The sequence below is a fragment of the Paenibacillus algorifonticola genome, assembly GCF_050481745.1.
Taxonomy (GTDB): Bacteria; Bacillota; Bacilli; order Paenibacillales; family Paenibacillaceae; genus Pristimantibacillus; species Pristimantibacillus algorifonticola_A.
In genome coordinates this window covers 1-802 of record NZ_JBCNGR010000065.1, presented here as the reverse complement: position 1 = coordinate 802, position 802 = coordinate 1, and the positions used below count along the sequence as shown (strand labels likewise).

The window sequence follows — 802 nt, the reverse complement described above, 5'->3', positions numbered from 1 at the left end:
GTCGCCAAAGGAACTTTTTTTAACTATTTCGCTTCGAGAGACGAGCTTATTTGCGAGCTGCGGAGTGTCTTTGTCATGAACGAGGTGGCGAAGCTGAAGGACAAGCCGGGACCGTTAATCCCGCGCATGCGAATGTTCATATTCGAGCTTGTGCAGCAGCTGCCGCATAACAAATCGGTGATGCGGGCGTTATTTCAAGGCATCTTAGGGAGCGGTCCGGCGCTTGAACTTTTTGAGCAGTTGATGGAACCCATCGTTCCGCTTATATCGCATGGACAAGACAATGGGGAGCTGCGTAAAGACATGCCGGCAACGATGATCGCCCGGCTTGTGATACAGACATATTACGGAGCGTTGATCGTTTGGTTGATGAGTAATGAAGACGAGGGGCTTAACGAGCAGATTGCGATCACGTTCGATCTGTTTTTCAAAGGGATTGCAGCTTAAAAGACTTGAAAAATGAACTCCCGGCAGGCGTAAACAGCCGGAGGGGAGTTCATCCATTCATTCATTGGAAGATGCGATTACGTTGTTCGGAACCTTTTCAAACAAAGGACTTACGGATTCGCTTTTATGAATTCTGCTTAATGCCTCTCCGAATAATGAAGCAACGGATAATTTAATAATTCTCAAAAAAAACTATAAAAAGACCAGTGTGCAGCTCGTAGTCCGAACTACTCTCCTGGTCACTGTGATCATGAAGTTACCCGTAGACCGGACTCCCTCCAAGCCGAGATCGTAGAGATTGCCGTTTTGGGATTAAACGAAGAGATGCTGTATCATTCGCTTGTTCTTCCGGAGC

1 protein-coding gene is annotated in these 802 nt (G+C 47.0%); it reads left to right on the top strand.

Annotation, left to right across the window (positions count from 1 at the left end):
* Positions 1-447 (top strand): TetR/AcrR family transcriptional regulator (locus tag ABEW34_RS31220; protein ID WP_430165551.1); only part of this gene is annotated, 447 nt, incomplete at its 5' end.
* Positions 448-802: the final 355 nt, after the last annotated feature.